This window comes from Pseudoalteromonas sp. SWN29 (assembly GCF_015864465.1).
GTDB lineage: Bacteria > Pseudomonadota > Gammaproteobacteria > Enterobacterales > Alteromonadaceae > Pseudoalteromonas.
In genome coordinates, this window is the sequence record NZ_JADYXE010000001.1 from 67,448 (window position 1) to 93,551 (window position 26,104).

Annotated in this window: 18 protein-coding genes; 5 read left to right on the plus strand and 13 right to left on the minus strand. The window is 39.3% G+C overall.

Going from position 1 to position 26,104, the window contains the following annotated elements; genetic code table 11:
* Genes I6F53_RS00310 through I6F53_RS00325 form a run of 4 tightly spaced genes read left to right on the plus strand, consistent with a single transcriptional unit; the run spans position 1 to position 10,884 of the window.
* Positions 1–6,174: an Ig-like domain-containing protein gene (locus tag I6F53_RS00310; protein ID WP_197238153.1), complete on the plus strand. Its 6,174-nt coding sequence runs from the start codon at positions 1–3 to the stop codon at positions 6,172–6,174.
* 3 nt (positions 6,175–6,177) lie between these two features.
* A complete protein-coding gene (locus I6F53_RS00315; RefSeq protein WP_197238154.1) occupies positions 6,178–7,011 on the plus strand; it encodes an MBL fold metallo-hydrolase in 834 nt (277 codons plus the stop codon).
* A 20-nt stretch (positions 7,012–7,031) separates the two neighbouring features.
* A complete protein-coding gene (locus tag I6F53_RS20785) occupies positions 7,032–9,251 on the plus strand; it encodes a CHASE2 domain-containing protein (protein ID WP_331460742.1) in 2,220 nt (739 codons plus the stop codon).
* On the plus strand, positions 9,223–10,884 hold the full coding sequence (locus tag I6F53_RS00325) for an HD-GYP domain-containing protein (RefSeq protein WP_197238155.1): 1,662 nt from the start codon (positions 9,223–9,225) through the stop codon (positions 10,882–10,884). Before I6F53_RS20785 ends, I6F53_RS00325 begins: the two co-directional genes overlap by 29 nt.
* A 286-nt stretch (positions 10,885–11,170) precedes the next feature.
* Here the strand turns inward: I6F53_RS00325 and I6F53_RS00330 are convergent, their stop codons facing one another.
* From I6F53_RS00330 to I6F53_RS00390, 13 genes are all read right to left on the minus strand, one after another.
* Entirely contained in the window at positions 11,171–12,598 is a 1,428-nt protein-coding gene (locus I6F53_RS00330) for an NAD-dependent succinate-semialdehyde dehydrogenase (RefSeq protein WP_197238156.1), read from the minus strand.
* 248 nt (positions 12,599–12,846) lie between these two features.
* Positions 12,847–13,185 carry an ISC system 2Fe-2S type ferredoxin gene (gene fdx, locus I6F53_RS00335; RefSeq protein WP_002958430.1) on the minus strand — a complete coding sequence of 113 codons (339 nt, stop codon included), beginning with the start codon at positions 13,183–13,185 and terminating at the stop codon, positions 12,847–12,849.
* 11 nt (positions 13,186–13,196) lie between these two features.
* Entirely contained in the window at positions 13,197–15,059 is a 1,863-nt protein-coding gene (gene hscA, locus I6F53_RS00340) for a Fe-S protein assembly chaperone HscA (protein ID WP_197192521.1), read from the minus strand.
* A gap of 41 nt (positions 15,060–15,100) precedes the next feature.
* Positions 15,101–15,628 carry a co-chaperone HscB gene (gene hscB, locus I6F53_RS00345; RefSeq protein WP_166419763.1) on the minus strand — a complete coding sequence of 176 codons (528 nt, stop codon included), beginning with the start codon at positions 15,626–15,628 and terminating at the stop codon, positions 15,101–15,103.
* Between the two features lie 95 nt (positions 15,629–15,723).
* Entirely contained in the window at positions 15,724–16,047 is a 324-nt protein-coding gene (iscA, locus tag I6F53_RS00350; protein WP_007377674.1) for an iron-sulfur cluster assembly protein IscA, read from the minus strand.
* A gap of 12 nt (positions 16,048–16,059) precedes the next feature.
* The gene (iscU, locus tag I6F53_RS00355) at positions 16,060–16,443 is read right to left on the minus strand and encodes a Fe-S cluster assembly scaffold IscU (RefSeq protein WP_007377675.1); all 384 of its coding nucleotides are present in this window, start codon (positions 16,441–16,443) and stop codon (positions 16,060–16,062) included.
* Positions 16,444–16,484: 41 nt separating this feature from the next.
* Positions 16,485–17,702, minus strand: coding sequence for an IscS subfamily cysteine desulfurase (locus tag I6F53_RS00360; RefSeq protein WP_002958425.1), 1,218 nt, complete (start codon positions 17,700–17,702; stop codon positions 16,485–16,487).
* 24 nt (positions 17,703–17,726) lie between these two features.
* Positions 17,727–18,218, minus strand: coding sequence for a Fe-S cluster assembly transcriptional regulator IscR (iscR, locus tag I6F53_RS00365; RefSeq protein WP_002958424.1), 492 nt, complete (start codon positions 18,216–18,218; stop codon positions 17,727–17,729).
* Positions 18,219–18,454: 236 nt separating this feature from the next.
* The gene (gene trmJ, locus I6F53_RS00370; protein WP_024589846.1) at positions 18,455–19,180 is read right to left on the minus strand and encodes a tRNA (cytosine(32)/uridine(32)-2'-O)-methyltransferase TrmJ; all 726 of its coding nucleotides are present in this window, start codon (positions 19,178–19,180) and stop codon (positions 18,455–18,457) included.
* A gap of 375 nt (positions 19,181–19,555) precedes the next feature.
* A complete protein-coding gene (locus tag I6F53_RS00375; RefSeq protein WP_197181179.1) occupies positions 19,556–20,311 on the minus strand; it encodes a class I SAM-dependent methyltransferase in 756 nt (251 codons plus the stop codon).
* Positions 20,312–20,368: 57 nt separating this feature from the next.
* Complete coding sequence (locus tag I6F53_RS00380; RefSeq protein WP_197238157.1) at positions 20,369–21,547, minus strand: response regulator; 1,179 nt, start codon at positions 21,545–21,547, stop codon at positions 20,369–20,371.
* 138 nt (positions 21,548–21,685) lie between these two features.
* Entirely contained in the window at positions 21,686–23,725 is a 2,040-nt protein-coding gene (gene prlC / locus I6F53_RS00385) for an oligopeptidase A (protein ID WP_197238158.1), read from the minus strand.
* An 86-nt stretch (positions 23,726–23,811) separates the two neighbouring features.
* Positions 23,812–24,486, minus strand: a complete 675-nt coding sequence (locus I6F53_RS00390) for a DUF2461 domain-containing protein (protein ID WP_197238159.1) — start codon at positions 24,484–24,486, stop codon at positions 23,812–23,814.
* 78 nt (positions 24,487–24,564) lie between these two features.
* Here I6F53_RS00390 and gorA point away from each other — a divergent pair, with 78 nt between their 5' ends.
* On the plus strand, positions 24,565–25,926 hold the full coding sequence (gorA, locus tag I6F53_RS00395) for a glutathione-disulfide reductase (RefSeq protein WP_197238160.1): 1,362 nt from the start codon (positions 24,565–24,567) through the stop codon (positions 25,924–25,926).
* The last annotated feature ends 178 nt before the right edge of the window (positions 25,927–26,104 follow it).

The window sequence follows — 26,104 nt, forward strand, 5'->3', positions numbered from 1 at the left end:
ATGACAGCAAAAAACCTTTTTTTGCTCGGTTCAATGGTTTTTTTGCTCAGTGCCTGTGGCGGCTCTGAAGAAACGTCACAGCAAGAATTAGTGTCATCGCCTATTGGAAAAGCCCCCTCTACTTCACCAGCAGGAACACTTAATTTATCCGGTGTGATAGGCGAAACTATCACAACTAAAACTCAAGTTTCTGGTGCTATCTCTTCTAGTCGAGGCATTGTTGGTTCAGCAACAGCAAATGCTCAAGCCACAATTACGCTTTCGCAACCGAACAAAGTAATACAAGGAAATATTACCTTTTTACTTGCTGTATCAGACCCTGATGGCATAAATGCTGTAAATTTAGTACTCCCAAGCGTCAACAAAAGCTTAGCCATTTGCACACAAGAGTGTGGAACTAATTTTGAACAATCTATAATAGGGCTAAGCCCTTACTTTTATGGTCTTAATGCAGGCGATGTACGCCTAGAAATATGGATCACTGACAGCCTTAGTAATCAGGTACTTGCAGATGCAATTACGGTTAGCTGGCAACCTTATCAAATTGAAGGCGTGACCGCGCAAAGAGATGGGCAAACCATTAATTTATCATGGCAAGCAAATGAAAATTTAAATCGTTATAACGTTTATTTAGCAACCGAAGCGGGTGTAACAACAACGAATATAGATGACTTAGAAAACGGCCAGCAATTTTTAGGCATTCCCGATACAACATTTAACGTTACGCAGTCACTAATAGATAAAAGTTACCAAATACTTATTACGGGTATTGATGGCAGTGGCGAAAGCGGTTTTGCCAATACTATTAATTTAGCGCCAGTTGGTGGAGAACTTGCTTTTTCACCAGAAGCTACAGAAGATAAATTTCAGACAGATGAAGACCAAGCCTTACAGGGTAACGTATTAATTAATGACATAAATCAATACACCGATGAGTTACGTGTAAATACCGATACGTTAATCCTTCCACAACATGGCATCCTCAATATAAATGAGGAAGGTGACTTTACTTACACCCCTACAGCTAACTTTAATGGTGAGGATGCTTTTAGCTACCAAGTTATTAACGAACTTGGTTTAGTAGATACCGCAATCGTAGAAATAAAGATAAAAGCAGTAAATGATGCCCCTGTAGCACTTGATAATATTTATAGTATTGCAATTGATGGAAGCTTAGTTGTTTTATCGCCTGGTTTATTGAACAACGATAGCGATATTGACTTAGATATCTTAACGGTAGACACAACCCCTGTTAGCAAGCCTGAGCGAGGAGAATTAACTCTTTTTGCCGACGGTAGCTTTGAATATCAAGGCGAGCAGAACATGCAAGGGGAAGATAGCTTTCAATATCGAGTTATTGATTCTCAAGGTGCACAAGCAATTGCACAAGTAACTATTGTAAGTTCAAATACAAACATTGCGCCTATTGCCACAAACGATAGCTACAGTTTAAGTGAAGATAATACATTAGCAGTTACAGCCACTAATGGTGTATTAAGTAATGATACAGACCCTAACGGGGATACTTTTTTTGTTGATGAAAGCTTTATTGTTGCACCACTTCATGGTCAGTTATTACTAGCCACCGATGGCGGCTTTAGTTATATACCAGATGCGAACTTTAATGGTGTTGATCAATTTCAATATAGAGTAATTGATTCGTTGGGTGCAACAGCTACAGCAACCGTTACTTTAACAGTAAACAGCGAACCTGATAATCCTGTTGCACAGGATGATGCGTATCAATTTAGTAAAAATGAATTATTTGAGGCTACGACTCAAAATGGTCTATTAATTAATGACTTTAACATTGAACCTGGCGATATTTTTGTTAATACCACCGCAATAACAACAACACAAAACGGTGAATTAACATTAAATATTGATGGCTCTTTTACCTATCAACCAAATCAAGGTTTTATAGGTGTAGATAGCTTTACTTATTCAATTTCGAACGAGCAAGGCTTATCTGCTAGCGCTCAAGTAATATTAAGTGAAAGCGGAGAAAACACCTTCCCTGAAGCAAATGACGATCAATTTACTTTAGAAGAAGACAGCTCTGCTACATTACTTAATGTATTAGATAATGATACTGATGCGGATGGCGATGCAATTACTATTTCTACTATAGAAAATACCATTGGTGAAGTGGCTATTGTTAATAAACAAATTGAATTTACACCACCCGCTAACTTTTCAGGTGAAATAGTACTAACTTACACAATTACTGACGGGTTTGCAGTTGGTACTGCTGGCGCAAGTGATACAACAGCCACAGTAACCATTACTGTTACACCCGTTAACGATGCCCCTATTGCCAATACTGATTCAGTAACTACGAGTGCAGATACACCTGTTGAAATTGATGTACTTGCCAATGATAGTGATATTGAAGAGAACAACTTAACAATTGTCTCTGCTACGGTTGCTAGAGGCAGTGTAGTTGTTACTAATAATAAGCTCACTTACACACCCGCTTTAAACTCTTCAGGAGTCGAAGTAATCGGCTATACAATTACTGATGGCGTGAGTAATGCGTCAAGTACTGTATCTGTTACTATTATTGCAACATCAAGCAATAATCCGCCTGTGGTAAATAGCGATTCAGTCACAATAAACGAAGATGCAATTCCATTCCTAATTGATGTATTAGCCAACGATACCGATCCTAATGGCGACCCCCTTGTTATAAGTGCAGCGTCTGTTGATAAAGGCTTAGTATCGATAGTTAATAATAAAATTCAGTATACAGCCAATGCTAATTTCAATGGCTTAGCTACGGTAACTTACACTGCGAGTGATGGTAACGGTGGTGCAAACTCTGCAATATTGTCTATTACAATAACACCGGTAAACGACAGTCCTATAGCTAATACAGACTCAGTTACAATGGATGAAGATGCAACCCCTTTACTAATCGACGTACTCGCCAATGACTCTGACCCTGATGGTGATAACCTCACCATAAGTGCTGCATCAGTTGATATAGGATCTGTATCGATAGTTAGTAATAAAATTCAGTATACAACCAATGCCAATTTTAATGGCGTGGCGACAGTTACCTATACTGCAAGTGATGGTAATGGTGGTACAAGCTCTACAGCCTTATCTATTACAATAACACCGGTAAACAATAGCCCTATAACCAACGCAGATTCAGCCACAATGGATGAAGATGCACCACCTTTACTAATCGATGTACTCGCTAATGACTCAGATCCTGATGGTGATGCTCTAACTATTACTGCAACTACAGCAGATAGTGGCTCAGTATTAGTAGTCAATAACAAAATACAATATACCCCATCAGTAAATGCTAACGGTTTAGCAAAAATAAGCTACACCGTAGACGATGGTAATGGCGGCACTAGTAATGGCAATTTGTTGATTACTGTTACCCCTATAAATGATGCGCCTGTTGTGTCTAACCAAAGCTTTAATGTTAGTGAAAATGCAACTGGGGGTGACACCATTGGTACAATTAACGCTTCAGATATCGAAAACCAAAACTTAAGCTACACCCTGATCAACGACAGCACTGGCTTATTTGAAATAAATAAGAGCTCTGGTTTATTAACCATAAAAGGTGTTAGTCCATTTGATTTTGATACCACGCCACAATATACATTAAGTATAGATGTAGCCGACGATGGCACACCAAGTGAAGCGACAACAATCAGCGTAACCATTAATATAAACGATGATACTGACTCACTCATCCCTGTTGAAGATACAACATTTGGTCGCCCTCTCAGCGGTGAAATTGAGCTTTCAGGTGCTTTTTCTGATGGTGAATTCAAAGATAGTATATTGCTTAATACTAACCTTTACTTTGTTGGCTATAACAATAATTTAGATAAAGATATTGTTATTGCGTCCTATACAAATACAGGGGCTGTAAACACAGCATTTAACGGTAATGGCTTTAAAATAATAGACCTAGGCAAAGACGAAGAAGGCACCGCTATTATCTCTGGCAATGGGGAGTTATTTATTGGCTACTCAAGCTTTGATGGTACAAATACCGAAGCCTGTTTATTAAAAATGAGCGCTGTTGGCACTATAAGTACTAACTCTGGCGACGGTAATACAGGCACTAAATGTACAACACTTGCTAGTAACTCTGTAATAAACGATCTTGAATTCACCGATAATAAAGTACAAGGCGTGGGTTACTCGTACAATGGCTCAGAAAAAGATAGCTTGTGGCTTAAATACGATATTTCTTCTTTAACCTTTGAAGCTGGCACGCCAAGCACCGTCGATGTAAGTGGTAGAAATCGTGATGACGAATCGCATGCAATAAAAAACTTTGGTAATTCAGATTTGCTCATTGTAGGTAGTGCTATTGGTGAAGAAAACGATTTAGATGCGACAATTAGGTATATTCTGCCTGATGGTAGGAACAACAGTAATTTTAACTCTGGAAACACACTTATAGTAGATTTATCAGATGAAGAAGGTGACGATGAGTTATTTGCTATTGCCGGCATAGATGCCATTAATTTTACCGCCTTTTTAGGGGGTTATATCACACGTTCTTCAGGTGAAAAAGAAGCGGCTGTAATTGCAATTGATAATTCAGGTGATATTGATGATGACTTTGGTGATGATGACGGTATCGCACTATACAACATAGACGGGAATTCAGGGAAGGGTAACGGAGGCGCTATCATTACTGGATTAGAATATGAACCTATGAGTAACAAAATCATACTCTCAGGTACTACAGGGCTAGATGCGAGTGATGAAAATCAAATTGAGCAATTATTTACAGCACGCATAGATCTAGGTGATGGAGATCTAGTTTCAAGTTATGGTGATTCAGGCATTAATATAATCTCAACTGTAAACAGTAACCAATCAGCAAAATCATTAACTATTGATGAAAATGATACCTTATGGCTCGCTGGTAAATTTAATGACTCAACAAATGAGCCTTTTATAGCTTCAATTACTAATGAAGCAAATTTATTTACTGATTTTTCAACTGATGGTTATACAAGCTTAAATAATGTAAATATTAGCTCTGATGATCAATCAATGAAGGTGTTAAAACTTAAAAGCGGTACCCATACCAATAAATATATAAGTGCTTCTGTTACACAATATAACTCAAATAATAAACTCATTTTAACCCGTTTTACCAGTGCGGGGCTCGTTGATACCAGCTTTAGTGTTGATGGTAGTAAAGTAATAAGTATAAATGTAGCCGATAAAAAGGTTACTTTAGCTGAGCTCGGTGATGGCAATATTATTATTGCAGGTACACTAATTAATGGTGCAAGTGAATCAGGCTTCATAGCAAAAGTAGACCAAAATGGTTACCTGGATGATAGCTTTGCAACTAATGGCATTTATACAACAACGGACCTTATAGATACTAAAGTTAACTTTGCTGATGTAGCAATTGATAGCAGCGATCATATTGTTGCCGTCGGCTCAGCTATATATTTGGGTGTTACAAATTCATTTGCAGCTATGCTAAAAAGCGATGGCAAGCCAGAAAATAGTTTTGCCACTAGTGGGACTTATTTGGGCAACGAAAATGAAAACTTTGAAGCTTTATACATAGATGCAAACAAAGATATATTTATCGGTGGTAAATTTGCCTCTGGTAGCGATTCACAGTTACTGATGCTTAAAATAGATGATGATGCCAATGAAATCTTTAGCTACCTTGATACCCGCTCAGCTGTAGATGTTACCAATAGAGCCGCTAAGATTTTAGTCGATAGCTCAGCAAACCTATATTTGATTGCAAATAATGGAACTACGCCTGATCAAGCAACTATTATAAAGTTATTAACTGATGGTAGCGAAGACTCAAGCTTTGCAATTAATGGTGTGGGCCAATATCAATTAGCATCAAGCGGTAATATTAAAGTAACCGATGCAGCGTTAGATAGTGCTGGTAATATTATTCTCACAGGAATGAGTGACTCTAAAGGCATGCTTGCGCGTATTTTAGCTGATGGAACAATAGATACTTTGTTTGGCTCAAACGCACTTGGCTATTACCAGGCAGAGCAATGCGACAATACTCATCAGTTTTCATCTATGCTTTTACAAACAGATACAGAAGTAGTGGTTAGTAGTACATGCTTTGATGGCAGTTCTAATAATATAAGTCTGTCTAAATTTAATTTTTATACCGATGGAGCTAAACCCTAAATTATGAAAGTTGAATTTTTTGGCGTCCGAGGCTCAATGGCTTCAGCTGGAAGTAATACGCACATTTTTGGGGGGAACACCTCATGTGTGTATATTGAACAAAATAATGGCAAAGATCTCATTTTAGATTCTGGTACCGGTATTGTAGAACTCGGCACTCGTTTACTAAAAACACAAAGTCCTATCAATATTTTGCTAACTCATAACCATTGGGATCATATTCAAGGGTTTCCTTTTTTTAAACCTATTTACCAACCCAACCGCGACATAACTATTGCTGTGGGTAACGTTGATGATAAAAAAAGTAAAGATGCTATATTAAAGCAAATGAGTGGTTCGTACTTTCCGGTGTGTTATCAAGATTTACCTGCCAACATTACGCTTAATACTGATTTATCTTCTCAAAAGCAGTTCACTATAAATGACTTTTCAATTTCGACTGCGCCACTAAATCATCCAGGTGGCGGAACTGCTTATTGCATTAAAGCAGACAAAAAAAAGATAGCTTACGTTACTGACAATGAGCTAAACCCGCCAGAAAAAGCAAACACAAGTATTAGTGAATGGGTCAATTTTATTGAAGGCGCTGATTTACTAATTCATGATGCTCAATTTATAGATGCAGACTTGCCTCTTAAACATGGTTGGGGGCATAGCACTATAGATCAGGTTGCTGAGCTTGCTATAAAAGCGAGTATTAAAAATGTGGTTATTATTAGCCACGATCCATCAAGAACCGATAAGCAGTTATTAGCTATAGAAAAATATTTACACACGCAGTACGCTCAACAGGTAAAAATAGAATGCGGCCGAGAAGGACGAGTTTTTGACTTTTAGTCTATCTAGGAGCGTTACTCATTAGCTCCTTAAAACCAATTACTTCAAAGCACTTTTTTATTGGCGCTGTTATTACATTATTAATTGCATCAATAGAGCTATTTTCAACTGGGTCGCTTGCAAAGTTAGTTAACCGCGTACAAGGTATAATATACGACTCTCGGTTGCTACTAACGCTTTCAGAGACGCCTAGGCGCATTGATGAATCAGTAGTAATAATTGATATAGATGAAAAAAGCATGCAAGAACAAGGTCGCTTTCCTTGGAGTCGCTCAAAAATAGCCGACCTTGTTACAAAGCTTACCGATGCAGGTGTTATTGTGATTGCGTTCGATATATTTTTTTCTGAGTCGGAAGAAAACCCTGTTACAAAAATTATGTCTGAAATACCCGATTTATCAAAAAAGTACGCTATTCCCTTTGCTGAAATAACAAAACAAGTCGATGCTGATGCAAAGCTAGCAAGTGCACTATCTAAAAATGATACTGCTTTAGGGTTTTTATTACTGAATAAACAGCTCACCAGCCAAAAACCGCTACCCAAAAGCAGTGTTGTATGGGCAAGCGAGGAGCATACTAATTCACAACTTAACCAGTTTTCTGGCGCTATTGTAAATATTTCTCAGTTACAAAATGCTACAACGGGTATCGGTTTTATCAATGCTCATAGTGATGAAGATGGCTTTATTCGTAAAGCAGCTATTGTAAGCCGAGTTGGCGATAAGCTCTATCCTTCTTTAGCTCTGGAAGTTGCTCGACTTTATACCCTTGCTGAAAACATAGAAACTCGTTCCAATATATTAAATGATATAACCTTATTCGAAGGTATAAAGTTTCAAGATAAGTGGATTCAAACGGATGAATATGGGCAAGTATTAATTCCTTACAAAGGGCGTGCGCATAGCTTCCCTTATTATTCTGCTACCGATATTTTGACCCAACGAATTGGCTCAGATGAGTTAGAAGGCACTGTAGCTTTTATTGGTACATCTGCAATTGGACTCGCTGATTTAAGATCAACACCTGTTGGTTTGCAGTACCCCGGTGTAGAAGTACATGCCAATATATTTGAAGGATTAATGCACCCAGAACTACTTCCATCTAAACCTAACTGGTCGTTAGGAGCAAGCCTATTCATTATTGTATTAACTGGTAGCGTATTGTCGTTTTTTAGCCATGGTAAAAGTGCACGTTTTATTATTGTTTTGTCTCTTACAATTACAAGTGTGGTTATATTTTCAAACGTTTATTTATGGTCAGTACAAAAAATTAGTTTACCTTTATTAATGCCTCTTTTAATCATCATAATATTAGCGGGTTATTACATTATTATTGGCTCTATTGCTGAGATGAAACATAGCCGAAAAATAAAATCTATGTTTGACCAATATGTGCCCCCTGAACGTATAAATCAGATGATATTACAAGGTAAAAGTTTATCTCAAAAAAGTGAGCGAAAAAATATGACAGTGCTGTTTGCCGACATTCGTAGCTTCACTTCACTATCAGAAAGTATGTCGCCTCACCAGCTAAGTGAATATTTAAACGAATATCTTACGGCTATTACTAAAATCATATTTGATAATAACGGAACTATTGATAAGTACGTAGGCGACATGGTGATGGCGTTTTGGAATGCTCCGCTAAAAGATGAAAACCATGCCCGCCATGGTGTTGAAGCCGCAATGGGTATGATCAACGGGTTAACGCAAATAAATAAGTTATTTGCAGAGAGCAGTCAGCCTGCAATAAAAATTGGTATAGGCATAAGTACTGGTGAAATGAATGTAGGTGATATGGGGTCGATTTATCGTAAAGCCTATACAGTTCTTGGTGATACTGTTAATTTAGGATCGAGAGTAGAAAACTTGACCAAATTTTACGGCGTAGTTATTCTTGTTACAGAAGAAACGATGAAGGAATGCCCTCATATTTCATTTCGTTTAATAGATAAAGTGCAAGTTGTTGGAAAAACAACGACTGTACAGTTATTTGAACCTATAGACTTTACAGATAAGCTCGATGAAGAGCAGTTAAATGAAGTTAAAAAATCACAGCAGGCCATGATGCTTTTTTATAATAAAAACTGGCCACAAGCGCTTAGCTTATTTAAAGAACTACAAATCACTACCGTATTTAGCTCTGACGTTTATACCATTTTTATCGAACGTATTAAGGGCACTGATTTAAAAACACTTGCTAAGGATTGGAATGGTGCCTTCAAACATACTAAAAAGTAGTAAACATATGCGACAGCACATTAATGACAAAACAAATCTTCAACATTTTATCGATATTAGTATTAGGCTAACAACAGAAAAAAACTCGTCTAAGTTACTTGATGAAATACTGCAAGTTGTGATGTCGATAGCAAACTCTGATGCTGGCAGTATTTACTCTATTACTCCAAACAAACAACTCAAGTTTGAAACGGTAATAAATAAGTCATTAAATCTTTATTTAGGTGGCACTTTAGGGAGTCCTGTTGATTTTCCTAATATCGATCTTTTTATTGATGGCAAACCAAACGAAACCGCTATTGTTGCGCATTCTGCAAATTCTGGCGAAGTGATTAACATTCCTGACGTGTATGATGCTCTGCCTTTTGATATGAGCGCTGCACGCAAAATGGATGAACGCATCGGTTATCGCTCTGAGTCTATGCTAACTATACCTTTAAAAGATCACGAAGATGACATTATTGGTGTAATCCAGCTTATAAACGTAAAAGATGTACATAATAAAAATATCCCTTTTAGTGAAGAGCTCGTTACTTTAATCCGCTCGTTCGCTTCTTTAGGCGCCATTTCATTAACGAACTCTACTTTAATTAAAGATATGGAAGTGCTTTTTTCAACTTTTGCCGAAGCGATCGCTATGGCAATCGATGAAAAATCACCTCATACAGGTGGCCACTGTAAACGAGTGCCTGCACTAACGTTAATGCTTGCTGATGCAGTGCATAAAATAGATAAAGGTCCGCTTGCAGAGTTTACAATGAGTGCAGCTGATCGCCATGAGCTAAATGTTGCGGGATGGCTACATGATTGTGGAAAAATTGCTACTCCAGATCACATCATGGAAAAATCGACAAAGTTAGAAACCATTTTTGATCGTATAGAGTTTATTGATGCCAAATTTGAAATAATTAGCCGAGATTTAGAGATCTCTTATCAACAGCAAATAATTTTTGCAATGAAACAAAATAAGCCGATTGAAGTTTTACAACTTGAACGACTACTTGATACAGATCTCAAACAATTAGCGCTCGACCGAGCTTTATTACAACGAGTGAATGTTGGTGGAGAGTTTTTAGGCGAAGAGGAACAAGCTCATATAATCAGAATATCAAAGCAGTATTCACTGAAAATAAAGGGTGAAAAAACACCGTTACTTACTGATAATGAAGTTGAAAACCTAATGATACGACGCGGCACACTTACACAAGATGAGCGTGAGATAATGAAGCGTCATATGGATATAACTAAAAATATATTAGATATATTGCCGTTCCCTAAACATCTTAGTAATGTGGCTGAATATGCATTGGGCCATCATGAAAAACTAGATGGCACTGGCTACCCACGCGGATTAACTAAAGACCAAATGTCTGTACCTGCGAGGTTAATGGCGATCACTGATATTTTTGAGGCCCTTTCAGCTGTAGATAGACCTTACAAAAAAGCAAAACCAGTAAGTGAATGCTTGAATATTTTAGGAAACATGGTCAGTAATAATCATCTTGATCCTGACATTTTTGCTATTTTTATTGAGTCAGAAGTCTATAAAAATTATATCAACGAATATGCTAACCCAGAGCAGCTAGATGAGGTGGATTTTGATAACTTACCCGGTTACACACCTATAAGTTAGCACCTATAAAGTAATGCCTATCCAAACAAAAAAATGCCACCTTACGGTGGCATTTACACACGGGGTTATTTCTACTTATAGAAATCCTTTTACTTTTTATTAGTTTTTTAATGTTGTTTTATTAACAAAAAATATGCGTCCAAAGGTAGCATTTAGCGCTATGCGTAGCAACAGTAAAAGGTAAAGTTCATATATCTGCCATATTAATGTAATAACAAAGTGTCAATAAATGAATACTGTAAGCAAAACTAAAGCACAAAGTAGCCCCGTGCTTTAGTCACTTTAATTATACTTTAATACATACGTATTTTTCTTCTAGATACTCATCTAGTCCTTGGTGCCCGCCTTCGCGCCCTAAGCCTGACTGCTTAACACCACCAAATGGCGCAACTGGGTTCGATATAACACCTTCATTTACACCGACCATACCAAATTCAAGCCCTTCACTAATTCGGTAAATTTGCTTAATATTTTGGCTGTAAAAATAAGCTGCCAAACCAAAAGGTACATCGTTAGCAAGTGCAAGTACTTCGCTTTCTTCATCAAAAGGAATAACCGTTAATACGGGACCAAATACCTCTTCGTGGTAAATATCCATTTCAGTGGTTACGTTGTTTACTATTAATGGATTTTGAAAGCTGCCACCTAGGTCACTATTATCGCCAATCAGCGTAGCGCCTTTATCGAGTGCGTCTTGTACTAACTGCTGTACTTTATCTTTCGCTTTAGGATAAATAAGCGGGCCAATATCAACATCGTCCTCAAAGCCATTCGCCACTTTTAATGCTGTAACTTTGGGTGTTATTTTTGAAAGCACTTTATCGAGAACATTACGCTGAATAAAAATACGGTTTGCCGCTACACATGCCTGCCCGCTGTTTCTAAATTTAGCCGCCATTAACCCTTCAACAGCTTCATCTAAATCTGCATTATCAAAAATGATAAAAGGCGCATTACCACCAAGTTCCATTGAGGTGCGTTTAATTGTGTCTGCACATTGCGAAAGTAACTGCTTACCCACACCGGTAGAGCCTGTAAATGTAAACTTACGAACGACTTCTGATTCAGTCAGCATTTTACCTACTGTTTTGGCATCTTGAGAAACCAGTACATTAAATGCACCTTTAACAAAACCAGCTTGATCGGCCAGATAAGCAAGTGCGATAGCACAAAGTGGTGTGTGCTCAGAAGGTTTTAGTATAAAGCTACAGCCCGCTGCGTAAGCTGGAGCTACTTTGCGAGTAACCATAGCAACAGGGAAGTTCCAAGGCGTTATACCAGCTACAACACCGATAGGCTGCTTAAAGCTAGTTAAACGATGTGAGTCATCAGTTGGCGGAATCACGTCACCGTAACTACGCTTGGCTTCCTCAGCAAACCATTTGATAAAACCTGCACCGTAATCAATTTCACCAAGGGATTCTTTAAGTGGCTTACCTTGCTCTTTAGTCATTAGCTCTGCAAGTGTTTGCTTGTGCTTTATAACTAGCTCATACCAGCGCATTAGCGTTTCGCTTCGCTGCGTTGCATTCGCCGTTTTTAGTTTTACAAAGGCACCTTGTGCGGCGGTTATTGCATTATTTACGCCTTGCTCGTCTATGTCACTTACATCTACGATACTTTTTTCGGTCGCGGGATCGTTAACGCTAAAGCGCGTATCAGTTTTATAAAATTCGCCGTTAATAAATGAGTCAGAAAAAATAAGATTACTCAAAATACACCTCCGAAATAAATTTTAGGGGTTAGGTTCAACCCGTAGCAGCGGGTTTATCCCGCGTTTATATAATCTGAAAAATACGTAATCATTTTGAGATCAAACCTAAAATTAGTAAGATTTAACTTAAAACGTTTGAGATTTAAAAAACGCGACATAAAGTCGCTGCTACATGTTTATGAATGGTTTTTTGAAACAAAAAAACCGCTGTATCAAACAGCGGCTTTTAATATATACGTCGTTAAAAACTAGTGCTCTTCATTAACGATATTGAGATTGTACTTAGGTATTTCAACCACTAGGTCTTCATCTCTTATAATTGCTTGGCAACCAAGGCGTGACTCAGGCTCTAAGCCCCATGCTTTATCTAGCATGTCATCTTCTAGCTCATCACTCTCTTCAAGTGAATCAAATCCTTCACGAATCACCAAGTGACACGTAGTACATGCACACGACTTTTCACAGGCATGCGCAATGCTAATACCATTTTTAAGCGCAGCGTCGAGTACCGTTTGGCCTGTAGGAGCTTCAATTGCAGCGCCGTCAGGACATAATTCAGGATGTGGAAGAAAAACAATTTGTGGCATTCTAATCTCTCTTAAATGTTGTCTACTGACTGCCCTGTAAGGGCCTTTTTAATTGATGCATCCATTCTACGCGATGCAAAGTCGCTACTCGCATTATCGACTTTTTCGATAGCTGCTTTAATTTCGCCAGGCTCTTGTGCATTTTCGCGCACTTTTACCAGTTCTGCAATTTCAGTGCGTAAGTTAGCTAGTTGCATATCGTCAAGCAATGCAGCATCGGCTGCAAGTGATGCATTAAGCGCTTCTATTACACGCAGTGCTTCTACTTGTTGCTCTTTAAGCATACGTGCTTGCATGTCGCCTTTCGCGTTGCTCATTGACTCTTTTAGCATATTAGCTACTTGGTCATCAGATAAACCAAACGAAGGCTTCACTTGAATCTCAGCTTGTACACCTGTAGATTTTTCCATGGCTGAAACACTTAATAGGCCATCAGCATCAACTTTAAAGGTTACACGAATATGCGCAGCGCCTGCCGCCATTGGTGGAATACCTTTTAAGCTAAACTTAGCAAGCGATCGACAATCATCAACAAGCTCACGTTCACCTTGCAGCACATGTAATGACATAGCTGTTTGGCCGTCTTTAAACGTCGTAAATTCTTGCGCGCGTGCTACCGGAATTGTAGTATTACGCGGAATGATTTTTTCAACCAAACCACCCATCGTTTCAAGACCTAACGATAACGGTAATACATCAAGTAATAACATGTCAGAATCTGGCTTATTGCCAATTAACACGTCGGCTTGAAGCGCGGCACCTAAAGCAACAACACGATCGGGATCGATTGAAGTTAGCGGTTCTTTATCAAAAAAGCTTTGTACTTGGCTACGTACCAATGGCATACGGGTTGAACCACCTACCATAATAACTTGCAGTACTTCGTCGTTTTCTATGCCAGCGTCTTTTACAGCACGACGACACGAGCGCAGTGTTTTTTTAACGAGAGGCATAGCCATTTCGTCAAACGTTTCGCGTGTTACTTCTACTGTGTATTTTTGATCGTCAAACTCAAGACCCACGTTTACTTTAGCGTATTGGCTTAATGCTTCTTTACACGCTTTTGCTTTATTGATGAATAAACGTAAAACCGAAGGTGACAACGCTGACACACCAGTTTGCTGCTTAAAGTAATCAACAAGTAGTGAGTCAAAGTCATCGCCGCCGAGGCTTGAGTCGCCGCCAGTTGCCATTACTTCAAACACACCTTGGTGTAATCTAAGTACTGATATATCAAATGTACCACCGCCTAAATCGTAAACAGCAATAATACCTTCTTGGCCAGAATCTAAACCATAAGCAACGGCTGCTGCTGTTGGCTCATTTAATAAACGTAGTACGTTAATACCAGCAAGTTCTGCGGCATCTTTAGTACTTTGGCGCTGTGCGTCATCAAAGTACGCTGGTACTGTGATTACAGCACCTAAAATCTCTTGATTACCAAAACTTTGCTCAGCTCGTGCTTTTAATGCAGCTAAAATATGGCTTGATGCTTTAATTGGACTGATTTTACCTGCCGCAGTTTCTATTGCTAGTGCACCATTGTGCTCACAAAATTCATACGGTAGCTGGCCATAACTTTGCTCTATTTCAGCCTGAGTTTTACCTAAAAAACGCTTAACCGAAATAAGTGTATTAGCAGGGTCTTGCGTCGCTGCTTGTGCAGCCTCTGCGCCAACAGTAATACCACCGGCTTGGTAACGAACAACCGACGGTAACATAGCCGCGCCAAGATCATCCGTTAACGTGCGAGCTTCGCCGCTTTGTACTGTTGCAACCAATGAATTAGTTGTACCAAGGTCAATACCAATAGCTAGTTTATGTTCGTGTGGTGCCGCGCTCTGCCCCGGCTCAGCAATTTGCAATAATGCCATAATGCTCTTTAAACTCGTGTTGCTCGCTTTGCAGCAAGTAATTAATCGTCAAATAAACTGTCTTCAATGCGCTCTAGTTCGTCACGTAATTTATAAACAAATTTCAGTTTACGAATATTGTCTGCGGCAAGTTGATATTGCTGCTCATCGTTACTTGCTAGTTGCTCGGCAAGTTGTGCACTGTACTGCGCGTTTAGTTGCTTAATTTGTTTTTCAAAATTTGCAATCGCAGTATCAGGATCGCTCGACGATGCTAACTCTTCAAGCTCTTCGCGAAGTTCCATTTGCTGCATTAAAAACATTGGATCTTGCAAGGTTTGCTGCTCTGCACGAATATCAACGCCTAGCTCGCTCAACATATATTCAGCACGCTTTACTGGGTGCTTTAATATTTGTAGCGCATCGTTAATTTCGGCGGCGCTTTGCACAGCCATTAACTTATCGCGACTGCTCGCATTGGCGTGGCGATCGGGATGCACAGTACGTTGTAATTCCAAGTAGTGCTTATTAACTGTTACTAAATCAATATTGTAGTCAACTGGTATTGCAAATAACTCAAAATAGCGCATAACTTCAACCAATAAAATTCAGAAATTAATTTCAAAAATAACAAAGCCCTACATTAACTGGCAGGGCTTATTTATACTACAAAGATCTTTAAAGCTTAAACGGTAAAGCTTTCGCCACAACCACACTCATCTGCTTGATTAGGGTTTCTAAATTTAAACCCTTCATTTAAGCCTTCTTTAGTGTAGTCGAGCTCTGTGCCATCGATGTAGACTAAGCTTTTAGCGTCAACAATTAATGTGACACCTTTAGCCGCAAAAGTTTCATCGTCTTCGTTTAAATCGTCAACAAACTCAAGTACATAAGCAAGACCTGAACAGCCCGTCGTTTTAATGCCAACGCGCAGGCCTAAACCTTTACCGCGGTTTGCTAAAAATGATTGTACGCGGTTTGCTGCCGCATCTGTCAATGTCACTGCCATGAGTTTCTCTTCTTACTTCGCTTGTTTGCTTTTGTAGTCTGCAATTGCTGCTTGAATTGCATCTTCGGCTAAAATTGAACAGTGAATTTTCACTGGTGGTAATTCTAGCTCTGCACTGATATCAGTGTTTTTAATTGTCGCTGCTTCGTCTAGCGTTTTGCCTTTAACCCACTCTGTTACAAGTGAAGATGAAGCAATTGCGCTACCACAACCGTAGGTTTTGAATTTTGCATCTTCAATAACGCCTTCGGCAGATACTTTAATTTGCAATTTCATTACGTCACCACATGCTGGTGCGCCTACCATACCCGTTGCCACTGACGGATCGTTCTTATCTAGAGTACCTACGTTACGTGGGTTTTCTACGTGGTCGATTACTTTATCACTATAAGCCATTATTCTATCCTCATTACCTGCTAGGGTATGTGCTCACACTATTAGTGGTGAGCCCATTCAACTGAATCTAAATCAATACCTTCTTGATGCATTTCCCATAAAGGAGACATCTCACGTAGGCGACCGATAGAGTTTTTCATTAATTCGACGGTGTAATCAATCTCTTCTTCGGTAGTAAAGCGACCAATACTAAAACGAATTGAGCTGTGTGCTAATTCGTCGTTACGGCCAAGTGCACGTAATACATAAGAAGGCTCTAAGCTTGCAGATGTACAGGCTGAACCTGACGATACTGCAATGTCTTTTACTGCCATAAGTAACGACTCACCTTCAACAAAGTTAAAGCTGATGTTTACAATGCCAGGTACTGATTGGTCTTGTGTGCCGTTAAAGTATACTTCGTCCATATCAGCCATAATACCGTCGATTAAACGATTACGTAATGCGCTGATGTGTGCGTGATCTTTTTCGAAATCTTGCTTAGCAATTTTAAACGCAGTACCCATACCCACTAATTGGTGAGTAGCTAGAGTACCTGAACGCATACCGCGTTCATGTCCGCCACCGTGCATTTGTGCTTCAAGGCGAGCACGTGGTTTACGACGAACGTAAAGTGCACCAACACCTTTAGGACCATACACTTTATGTGCAGAGAACGACATAAAATCAACTTTAAGCTGTTGCACGTCGATTAATACTTTACCCGCGCTTTGCGCTGCATCTACGTGGAACATAATTTTACGTTCGCGACACATTTCGCCAATAGTCGCGATATCTTGAATTACACCTAGCTCGTTATTAACGTGCATGATGCTTACAAGTACTGTGTCGTCACGCATTGTGTCGGCAAGTTTTTGTAAATCAAGTAGGCCGTTTTCTTCAACGTCCATGTAAGTTACTTCAAAACCTTGGCGCTCAAGCTCACGACATGTGTCGATTACAGCTTTATGCTCAGTTTTAGCGGTAATAACGTGCTTACCTTTTTTCTTATAAAACTGTGCTGCACCTTTAATAGCAAGGTTATTTGATTCTGTTGCACCCGATGTGAAAACAATTTCACGTGGGTCTGCATTAATTAAATCAGCAATATCTGTACGCGCTTGGTCAACAGCTTCTTCTGCTTGCCAACCAAAACGATGTGAGCGTGACGCAGGATTACCAAACTTACCGTCCATTGTTAGGCATTGCATCATTTCTTTAGCAACACGTTCGTCAACAGGCGTGGTCGCTGCGTAATCTAAATAAATCGGTAACTTCATTTCTCTCTCCGCTGCAGGTCAACCTTAAAGTTGACAGCTTACTTGAATGTTTTCCAACTGCTTAATTGCATTATTAATACTGTTATCTTGGCGCGATGCTATTTCTTTCACATCTGATTTTTCCACCAATTCAGCAAGGGTAATATTATTCAAAAATTCTTCTATGCGTGCGCTTAAGTCTGACCACAAATTATGTGTTAAACAACGCATACCACTCTGACAGCCGGTATCGGCACCTTGGCAACGTGTTGCATCGACCGATTCGTCTACGGCGCTAATAATATCGCCAACAGAGATAACGCCCGCTTCACGTCCTAGTAAATAACCACCACCAGGTCCACGAACAGAACTTACTAGGCCATTTTTACGTAAACGAGCAAATAATTGTTCAAGGTAAGACAAAGAAATTTCTTGTCTTTGTGAAATATCAGCAAGGGCTACAGGACCTACACCTGTGTGTAGTGCAACATCCAGCATAGCTGTAACGGCATATCTGCCTTTTGATGTTAACTTCATAACGCCCCCTGCACAAAACAGTGCAAATTTTAATTACCAGAGTAAATTAGTCAAGTATTATCACTTGATAAAAATTTGATTTAGAAACTCTTACTTTTAGATTGTAGAGTTAACAAATTTTTAATACTTGACCTCTTTGGTCAAGTATTACAGCCATTGTAATTACCTGAGTATTTTAGTCAAGTATTAGCTAGTTATTTACCCTTTGGTTTTTATAACTAATAGCTATACCTAAGTTACTTAGGGATAGCTTTATTAATTGAAGTAAGAATACCGCGTAAAATATTCATTTCGGCATCTTCAGGGTGGGCGCGGTTAAACAAACGACGTAATTTAGTCATAACTAAACCAGGGTGTTGTTTGATGATAAAACCAGTTTTGAAAAGCGTATCTTCAAGGTGATCATAAAACAGCTCTGTTTGCTTTGAACTTGGGTAAACTGCGTCGTCTTCTTCAACCTTTTTAGGTTGTTGATTCAAAAATGCCATACGCGTTTCGTAGCTAAGCGTTTGTACGGCCATTGCTAAATTAAGCGAGCTATACTCTGGATTTGCAGGAATACATACATGGTAATTACAAAGCTGTAATTCTTCATTAGTTAAACCGCTGTTTTCACGACCAAATACTAAAGCTACAGGACCATTTACGGCTTCAGCAACGAGCTTTTCACCACATTCACGTGGTTCAACCATTGGCCACGAAAGTGTGCGAGAGCGCGCGCTTGTGCCAATCGTTAATGTACAGTCAGCAATAGCTTCTTCAACAGTACCTACAATAACTGCATTGCCTAAAACATCAGTTGCGCCAGCAGCAAGTGCACTGGCTTGGCTATCGATTTCGCAGGCAGGATCAACTAAATAAAGTTTTGATAAACCCATGGTTTTCATGGCGCGAGCCGCCGAACCAATATTGCCGGAATGTGATGTGTTAACTAAAACAATGCGAATATCATCTAAGATCATTACTGTGCTACTTTGCTATGCCAAAAAATTGCGCAAATTCTAACATGAAAATGTAATAAGATCCTAGATCCTAATAAAAGCGCGGCGTAAAGCCCCGCCTACAAATATCACATAACCCGTAGGCAGAAGTTTACCTCGCGCAGCTCTTAAGAGTTTATCTCGCGCAGATCTTACGAGTTTACCTCGATAAAAAAGCGCGGCATAAAGCCCCGCCTACAAATACCACATAACCCGTAGGCGGAGTTTATCTCGCGCAGCTCTTAAGAGTTTATCTCACGTATAAAAAAGCGCGGCATAAAGCCCCGCCCACAAATATCACATAATCCGTAGGCGGGAGTTTACCTCGCGCGGTTTTACTAACGCTAATAACGTTTTTTAAACCATTGCCGCCTTTACATAGACATCAAAACGGTTCTTTTTAGTTTTGATCTGCATACTTGGGGTTTTATCGTTTAAGAATGGGGCGTAATCGGGGCGCTTTACTACTACACGTTTGCTGGCAAGTGGATAGGCAAAATCAAGTAAGTCGTCAGCGTCGTTGTCTGCACCAACTAGTTCTTGAAACACGCGCATTTCTTTTTTGACCAATGCTGATTTTTCGCGGTGCGGAAACATGGGATCCAAATACACAACATCAGGCATGCTTTCGCATTGCTCGAGTAAGGTATGGCTTGAGCCAAATATGAGGCTCATGTTTTCTTTCATCCACAAGCCTATTTCAATATCGCTATAAGCTCGCTTTAAACCATCGTATAAAAGGGCTGCAACTACGGGGTGGCGTTCATGTAATATAACTTTGCATCCAAGAGATGCAAGTACAAAGCCGTCTCGCCCTAAACCTGCGGTTGCATCTAGTACAACAGGCGTTGCACCTTTATTTAAGCCCACTGCTTTAGCAATGGCTTGGCCTTTACCACCACCAAATTTACGCCTGTGGGCTGCAGCACCTGTTACAAAATCAACGTTAATAGCACCTAGTTTAGGCTCGTCGGTTTTAAACAGGCTTAATCCTTTATCATCGTAATGTAAGCTAAAGCCACTGCAATTTTGTGCCCATTGGGCTAAACCAAAGCGTGTTTCTAATTCATTTAAATAAGGGCGACACTCTTTAAAAGCACACTGAATAACCACAATAAACTCCGACGATAAAATACGCCTGTAGTATATCAACCGCTTTACTTTAAAGCACTAAAATAGCTCTATATCACTATGATGATTAGTATTAACCTTTGCGGCTTCCGCTTTAGTACGTAAATTGGATATAAGTTCATTGCGGCTTTCGGCAACTTGTTTAAGCTGATATTTGATAAAGGCTAAATCACTATTAGCCGATACAAATAACTGCATTGTTTGATCTAACTGAGATATATATAAAGTGAGATCCGCAGGATTTGCTTGTGTTTGTTGTAGCTTAATAGCGCAGTCAAGTTCATGTAGCTGCTCTATAAACTCTTTAGTACTTTTGTTTTGCTCTACATTTTGAGTAGTTAACTGCTTAACAATATCTTGAAGGGCTGTACTTATTTGAGCTGCCTGCTCATAACTGCTTTCGCTTCTTTCCATGGTAACAACCTTCTCGTTGGTTGCTTCTAATATATGCGGGAACAGATCTTTGTAGCGCCCATACAAAGCATCGTTATCAACTGGCATATTTTTTATCAAAAGGGATACTTTGGGGTAATTAATAATAGTACTACTACCAATATCAACAAATCGTTTGGCATGTCTATGTTGCTCAAGCAACTCTTGCTCTAACGGGCATACGCCGCTTTGCAGGCTGTAAAAAACACCTTTTCCTTGATACCAAAACACCACCACAACATCTAAATTTAAAGGAGCAAAAAAGGTAAAAAAGTGTTCACTCAACGATGGGAAGTTATTAGCGTGATAACTTTGTCTAACGTAGCGCATTATTCGGCCCATATCGCCCGACTCTGTCATTGCTATTTCCGCTGTTTTATTCGCTTTTACTATATCTAGTTTTAGTTTTGCGCATTTTTGCCTATATTCGTAAAGTACCTTTATTCGCGCTATTAACTCTTCTGCGTTAAAAGGTTTAGTGATGTAATCAGATGCGCCAACACTATAACCTTTTACCCGATCGCTTAACTCTATTTTAGATGAGAGAAACATAACGGGAATATCTTGGGTGTTTTCATTCTGTTTTATTGTTTTACATACCTCATAGCCTGACATACCTGGCATTTCAATATCGAGTAAAATAATATCTGGGTTGTATTTATTGGTTAGCCTTAATCCCTCATCGCCATCTTTTGCATGAATAATTTTACAAAATCCTGCCAAAGACTCTTCAATTATATGATGAACATATTTGTCGTCATCAATTGCCAATACCAACTTTGCCATGCCTTAGTCCATTTTAATAGATGTGCTAAAAGCATAGTACGGCAGGATAAAATTACTAAAAATTATTAGATAATAATTTTAGAATAATAAAAAAGCGCCATTAAGGCGCTTTAATTTGGTTTGTGCTGAACATTTTTTTTAAACAGCAATACCACTGTGGCGTAGTAACGCGTCAACATTAGGCTCACGGCCACGGAATTTTTTAAATAACTCCATTGGCTCTTCGCTACCGCCTTTTTCTAAAATATTTTGCATAAAGGCTTGCCCTGTTTCGGCGTTAAAAATACCTTCTTCTTCAAATTTAGAAAATGCATCTGCCGAAAGTACTTCAGCCCATTTATACGAGTAGTAACCTGCGCTATAACCGCCTGCAAAAATGTGGCTAAAACCATTTTGAAAACGGTTAAACTCTGGCGGTTTAACAATTGATGTACGGCTACGTACGTCGTTTAGTATCGCTTGAATTTGACACGGTTCATTTGCTACATAGTCATTATGTATTTTAAAGTCGAATAGCGAAAACTCAATTTGACGCAGCATTTGTACGCCTGAATTGTAATTTTTAGCCGCTAGTAACTTATCAAGTAGCTCTTTAGGTAATGGCTCACCCGTTTCATAATGGCCCGAAATAAAGCTCAGGGCTTCTTCGTCATAACACCAGTTTTCTAAAAACTGACTAGGAAGCTCTACCGCATCCCACGCCACACCATTAATGCCTGCTACTGGCGCCGCATCAACTTGTGTAAGCATGTGATGAATACCATGACCAAACTCATGAAATAAAGTAGTTACTTCATCATGAGTAAACAGCGCTGGTTTATCTCCAACGGCTTTATTAAAATTACATACTAAATAAGCAACTGGAGTTTGTAGCTCGCCGTTAGCACGTACTTTACGACCCATACAATCATCCATCCACGCACCACCACGTTTGTGGTCGCGTGCATATAAATCAAGATAAAAGCGACCACGTAACGTGCCACTGCTATCTACAATTTCAAAAAAGCGTACATCTTTGTGATAAGTGTCAAAATCGGTCACTTCTTTTACGCTAATACCAAATAAGCGATTAACCGTTTCGAATAAGCCGCTTAGTACTTTATTTGCTGGGAAGTAAGGACGTAGTACTTCGTCTGAAATTGCATACTTTTCTTGCTTAAGCTTTTCGCTGTAGTAACCAAAATCCCAGGCTTCTAATTCAGAAATACCGTGTTTTTGCTCAGCATATGCTTTTAGCTCTGCGACTTCTTGCTCTGCTTGTGGTTTTGATTTAGCTGCTAGGTCTTCTAAAAATGAGAATACTTGTTCTGGTGTTTCAGCCATTTTAGTCGCTAGTGATTTCTCAGCGTAGCTGTTAAATCCTAGTAACTGTGCAAGTTCATGACGAAGCGCAAGCTCCTCACTCATAATTGCTGAGTTATCAAACTCACTGGCGTTAGGGCCTTGATCTGATGCGCGCGTAGAAAACGCAGTGTAGGTTTCTTTGCGTAGTTCGCGGTTATCTGCGTAAGCCATTATTGGTAAATATGATGGAAAATCGAGTGTAAATAACCAGCCATCTAATTCTTTACTTTTTGCTGTGTCGGCTGCAAGTGCAAGAGCTGATTCTGGCAAGCCTGCTAAATCACTCTCATCAGTAATGTGTTTGTGCCAAGCAAGTGTGGCATCCATTACGTTGTTGCCAAATTTTGAGGCAAGTTCTGATAAACGCGCGCTAATTTCGCCGTAGCGTTTTTGCTGCTTCGGCGCTAATGCAATACCCGATAATTTAAAATCACGAAGCGCATTAGTAATTGTTTTTTGTTGTGCTGTGGTCAGCGTTTTAAATTCGTCGCTGTTATAAAGCGTATTGTACGCAGTGTATAAACCTTGATGCTGGCCTACAAATGTCGAATATTCAGATATTAACGGTAAGCACTGCTCGTAAGCTTCGCGCAACTCGTCGCTATTCATTACTGAGTTTAAATGCGATACAGGGGAGAACATGCGCGATAATTTGTCATCGGCTTCTTCAAGGGGTAATACTAAGTCATCCCACGTGTACGAGCCTTTCGCTAGCACGTCATCAATAGCTTTACGACAAAGCTCAATACCGTCTTTTAGTGCTGGTACTACGTACTCAGGCTTTATTTTTGAAAATGGTGGTAAGCCTTCAAGGCCAATTAGTGGGTTGCTCATAAATACTCTCTTTGCGTTAATGCATTACGTTTTAAATTGGGTCTAAAAGTAAAAAAACAACTCAACTGCTTTTAAGTTGTGTAATTTTAATAGGGTTGCTCCAGAGCAAAACACAAATAACCCATTAATGAATCAGCTACTTTATAACGCTCTAACACCGTATCAACTAAGTTATTACTGCATACTTGTTTTTGAGTAAGTGGGCTCATGGCTATAAAGTCTTTTCGCTTGAGCTCATTTATTAATGGGTGCTCTTTTTCAAACCCTCTTGGCGGTCGCTTTAGTGATTCTCCTGACATTTCGAATATAGATTTAAATTGCTCATCATAAATTGCTTTTTTATAGCTATTTGGGTTTTCATCTATGCAGGTTCTAATTGCGTTAAGCGCCTTTGATTCTGGTCGCCAAATACCCGCACCTATAAAACATTCGTCATTTGCTAAGTGAAAGTAAAACCCCGGGGCGTGTACGTCTTTTCCCATAAAGTGGCGAAATTGAATCCCTACATTAGTTTTATATGGGGTTTTATCTTTACTAAAGCGCGCGTCTTTATGGATTCTCATTAAGCTACCGCCCACTTTTTTATCTGATGCGACAAAATGGCTAGAAACCTCAGCAAGTGGTGCTTGCATTTGCCTAATGAAATCTAAAGCGGGCTCTCTTACGTATTCCTCATACTGTGATTTATGGTCGTTAAACCAGTCTCTATTATTGTTTTGATCAAGCTGAGCAAGAAATTTGAATGTTTTTTTACTAAACATAGGTCACCTAAACACTCTTTATTTTTAAAACTTAATGTTATGCTAATGCGCATAAAACTCAACGCCTAAGGACATAAAATGACACAACACTTTGATTATATTGCAATCGGTGGTGGCAGTGGTGGTATTGCCTCTGCAAATAGAGCGGCAATGCGTGGCGCTAAAGTAGCACTTATAGAAGCAAAACACATGGGTGGCACATGTGTAAACGTAGGCTGCGTACCTAAAAAAGTAATGTGGCACGGTGCTCAGGTTGCCGAAGCAATTAATTTATATGCCCCAGATTACGGCTTTAATGTTGAAGTTAAAGGCTTTGACTGGAGCAAATTAGTAGAAAGCCGTGAAGCCTACATAGGCCGAATTCATAAAGGTTATGACAGTGGCCTTGCTAGCAATGGCGTTACTGTAATTAAAGGCTTTGCTAAATTTGTAGATAATAAAACAGTTGAAGTAAACGGCGAGCACTACACAGCCGATCATATATTAATTGCAGTAGGCGGCCGCCCAAGCATTCCGCATATTGAAGGTGCTGAACACGGTATCGATTCAAATGGCTTTTTTGAATTAAAAGAGCAACCTAAACGCGTTGCAGTAATCGGCGCAGGCTACATAGCCGTTGAGCTTGCTGGTGTATTACATGGTTTAGGTACTGAGACTCATTTATTTGTACGTAAGCATGCCCCACTTCGTAGTTTTGACCCATATATAGTAGATACGCTTGTTGAAGTAATGGCTGCCGAAGGCCCTACTTTACATACTCACTCTGTACCAAATAAATTGGTTAAAGAAGATGACGGCTCTGTAACACTGCATTTAGATAACGGCAAAACTCATAACGTTGACCAAGTAATTTGGGCCATTGGCCGCGAACCAACAACTAATGCTATTAACGTTGCAGCAGTAGGCGTAGAAGTAAACAGCAGTGGTTTTGTAAAAGTTGATGAGTTTCAAAATACCACAGCTAAAAACGTTTATGCGGTTGGCGATATCATCGAAAACGGTATTGAACTTACACCAGTAGCAGTAAAAGCAGGCCGTACTTTATCTGAGCGTTTATTTAATAAAGAGCTACCAGATGATTTAAAAATGGATTACAGCTTAGTTCCTACCGTTGTATTTAGTCATCCACCGATTGGTACTATTGGTTTAACTGAGCAAGAAGCTATTTCTCAGTATGGCGAAGAAAACGTTAAAATTTACCAATCTGGTTTTACGGCTATGTACACAGCGGTAACTAAACATCGCCAGCCTTGTAAAATGAAACTTGTATGTGCCGGCCTAGACGAAAAAGTAGTTGGCCTACATGGTATTGGTTTTGCGGTTGATGAAATGATTCAAGGTTTTGCAGTTGCCATGAAAATGGGCGCTACTAAAGCTGATTTTGATGCCGTTGTTGCTATTCACCCAACAGGCTCGGAAGAATTTGTAACGATGCGCTAGGCGCTAAACTCTAAGTTCTCAATTATAAAAAGCCCTTGCTAAGTAAATAGTAAGGGCTTTTTAATGCTTATTATATTGTTCACAGCCAACGTTACATTTAAAACCTTTATTAAACATTAAATAAATATCTAAGCCATTATTTTAGCAGCAAAAATATTAGACCGATAAAAATATTAAA